3 protein-coding genes are annotated in these 3339 nt (G+C 69.8%); 2 read left to right on the plus strand and 1 reads right to left on the minus strand.

The features are described from left to right. Both QK444_RS34440 and QK444_RS34445 read left to right on the plus strand, forming a co-directional pair. Positions 1-217 (plus strand): hypothetical protein (locus QK444_RS34440; RefSeq protein WP_282786190.1); only part of this gene is annotated, 217 nt, incomplete at its 5' end. A 16-nt stretch (positions 218-233) separates the two neighbouring features. After that, a complete protein-coding gene (locus QK444_RS34445; RefSeq protein ID WP_282786191.1) occupies positions 234-1418 on the plus strand; it encodes a hypothetical protein in 1185 nt (394 codons plus the stop codon). Positions 1419-1430: 12 nt separating this feature from the next. Here the strand turns inward: QK444_RS34445 and QK444_RS34450 are convergent, their stop codons facing one another. Next, on the minus strand, positions 1431-3161 hold the full coding sequence (locus QK444_RS34450) for a GMC family oxidoreductase (RefSeq protein WP_282786192.1): 1731 nt from the start codon (positions 3159-3161) through the stop codon (positions 1431-1433). Between the last annotated feature and the right edge of the window lie 178 nt (positions 3162-3339).

A 3339-nucleotide genomic window follows, 5' to 3' on the forward strand; every position in this document is an offset into this window, starting at 1 on the left:
GGGTCCGGCGGCACTGCTCTACGGCACGGCGCTGGCGCTCCCCGATCGCCTGGGCGTCGAGCTCGGCCGGATCGTGCTGTGGGCCCCCGACATCGCGTGGCTCGTCTACGGTGTGATCGGAACCGCCGCACTCCTGCTCGCGCTGCGTCTGCTGACGGCGGCGCGGGCTGTCGGTGGGTGGCGGCAGAATCGGACTGCGATCGGCACGGACGAATGATGGGGAGAGCGCGGGGATGGAGCAGGAGCGGTTCGCCGAGGCGGTGCTGGGGAGTCTGCGGGCACACGGGGTGACGGACGCGGAGTACCTCGCGGACGAGTTCTCGATTCGGCACAGCGGTGACCGAATCGTGTACCTGGGCAATATCTTCCGGGAGTGTGCCGGATACGAGGCGGCCGAGCGCGCCGAACGGATCGCCCACTTCGTGGCCGCCATGACCAGTTCCGATGAGGCGCCGGAGGATTGGGCGCAGGTGCGCCCGCTGCTGCGGGCCGTGCTGCGGCCGGTCACCTACGGTCTGGACGACTTCGACCGGATGAGCGCGCCGCTGAGCCGCCCCGCGTTCCCGTTCGTCAACGAGACGGTGGTGGTCGACCTGCCCCGCACCCGCGCCTACGTGACGCTCGACATGGTGCGGGACTGGGGTGTCGAGCCGGAGACCGTATTCGCCGCCGCGCGCGACAATCTCGCGGAGCTGGCCCGTCCGGGATCACCGGAGGAACTGAATCTGCTGCGCTTCGTCGACGACGGGGACGCCTACTTCGGCTCCTGGTTGCTGCTGCCCGGCTGGCTGGCCGGCTACGCCGGGGGCGAGCACCGCCCGGTGGCGTTCATCCCCGACGACCACACCCTGCTCGTGGTGCCCGACGATCCGGAACTGCTGCCCGCCGTCTTCGAGATGGTGGAACAGCAGTACGGCGAGGCGGCCCGGCCCATCTCACCGCAGGGGTACACCCTCGACGAGTACGGCATGGTGGTGCCCTACGACCAGGCCGGTCCGGAACCGGTCCCCGAGTACGCGCGACGGGCCCGCAGCGGCCTGGCGGTGACCGAATACGGCATCCAGACCCGGATCCTCACCGCCAAATTCGAGGAGGACCTCGATCTGGAGCCGCTCAGCGATGTCGAACCGGCCATGGTCGGCGCGGTCATGTTCCAGTCCACCGACGACGGCCCGGTCACCTCCACCATCGTGGGCGAGGACGTGGAATACCTGCTGCCCGAAGCCGATTACGTGCACTTCGCGCGCATGGACGCCGACGGCGAGATCGACCTGGTGTGCACGGTGCCGTTCGATACCGTGGTGCAGCTACTGGGGTTGGTGCCGATTCCGGGACTGCATCCCCCGCGCTTCGAACTGCGCCGGTGGCCGGACGAGGCGACGCTGGCGCGGCTGCACGCGGCGGCGGTGGCGCTGTGATAGGGGAGATCCTCAGGCGCGCTGCGGATCTCCGGTGATCTCCACGATCGGCAGCCGCAGGGCGGCCGGTGCCGCCGCCGGAACGACCGGATGTGCCGGGGCCACCGGTCGCACCCGCCGATAGGGCGCGCCCGGGGCGGGCCGGGGATCGGCCTCGCCCCGATTGGGCCACAGCGATATCGCGCGCTCGGCCTGGGCGGTGATGGTGAGCGACGGATTGACGCCCAGATTCGCCGAGATCGTGGAACCGTCGATCACGTGCAGGCCCGGATGACCGTAGAGCCGGTGATAGGGGTCCACCACACCGGTTTCGGGGGAATCGCCGATCGCGCAGCCGCCGATGAAATGTCCGGTCATGGGGATACCGGCCACCGCGCTCATCGAGCCGGTGGGAATACCGTCGATCTTGTCGGCTACCCGGCGCGCCACCTCGTGTCCGGCCGGAATCCAGCTCGGATTGGGTTCGCCCTCACCCTGTCTGGTCGTCATCCGGCGGCCGAACAGCCCGCGCCGCGTGTAGGTGGTGATGGAGTTGTCCACCGACTGCATGACCAGCAGGCCGATCATCTCCTCCGACCAGCGCCGGGGATTGTGCATGGTGGCGAGATCCCGTGGCCCGCGACGCATCTCCCGCAGCCACAGCCGCCAGTTCGGCGTGCCGTCGTCGGAGCCGACCATGGCGGTGACCATGAGCGCCAGCGCGTTGCTGCCTCTGCCGTAACGCACCGGCTCGACATGGGTGTCGGGGTCGGGATGGATCGACGAGGTGATCGCGACACCACGGGTGTAGTCCGAGCCCCGGCGACGGGTGCGCACCGACAGCAACTCCTCGGAATTGGTGCGCGACAGATAGCCCAGCCGCGGTGAGATGTGCGGCAGCGAACCGGAATCGCGCAGCCGGTGCAGCAGCCGCTGGGTGCCGAGCGCCGCGGCGGAGAACACCACCTGCTCGGCCGTGAACACCCGCCGACGCGTGCGCAGCCAGCGGCCCGTGCGCACCGTCGCCACGGCGTAGCCGCCGGTCTCCAACGGCCGCACGTCGACCACCGTGGTGAGCGGATGCACCGCCGCACCGGCGGCCTCGGCGAGGTACAGGTAGTTCTTCACGAGGGTGTTCTTGGCATTGTGGCGACAGCCGGTCATGCATTCGCCGCAGTGGGTGCAGGTGCGGCGGGTCGGGCCGACGCCGCCGAAGAACGGGTCGGGCACATCGGTGCCCGGCCGGATTCCCTTGCCGCCGAACAGCACTCCCACCGGTGTCGAACGGTAGGTGTCGCCCACGCCCATCTCCTCGGCGACCTCGCGCAGCACCCGGTCGGCGGGCGTGGTGGCCGGGTTGACGGTGACGCCCAGCATGCGCTTGGCCTGGTCGTAGTGCGGAGCGAGTTCATCGCGCCAGTCGGTGATGTGCGCCCACTGCCGGTCGGCGTAGAAGGCGGCGGGCGGCTCGTACAGGGTGTTCGCGTACACCAGCGAACCACCGCCGACGCCCGCCCCCGCCATGATGAAGGTGTTCTTCAGCAGGGTCAGCCGCTGGATGCCGTAGCAGCCGAGTTTCGGGGCCCACAGGAATCGGCGCAGCCGCCAGGAGGTGCGGGCGAATTCGTCGTCGGCGAAGCGTCGCCCGGCCTCCAGTACGCCGACCCGGTACCCCTTCTCGGTCAGCCGCAGCGCGGTGACGCTGCCACCGAACCCCGAACCGATCACGAGTACGTCGTAGTCGAAACCCTTGCCGTCACCCATGCCGTCGAGATCCACGCTGCCCGCACCTTTCGCCGTCGCTGCCGATTCGCTCCACCGTAGGAGCGGTCACGGCCGCGACGGGACACAGCTGCGGTCAGGAAATCGGTACTTTCGGCCAGGCGGGTGGCGGCGCCGTGGTCGACTACCGGCGGCGCGAGGTGGTGCGGCCGCGCGCCGA

The sequence above is a fragment of the Nocardia sp. CC201C genome (assembly GCF_030010695.1).
Classification (GTDB): Bacteria; Actinomycetota; Actinomycetes; order Mycobacteriales; family Mycobacteriaceae; genus Nocardia; species Nocardia otitidiscaviarum.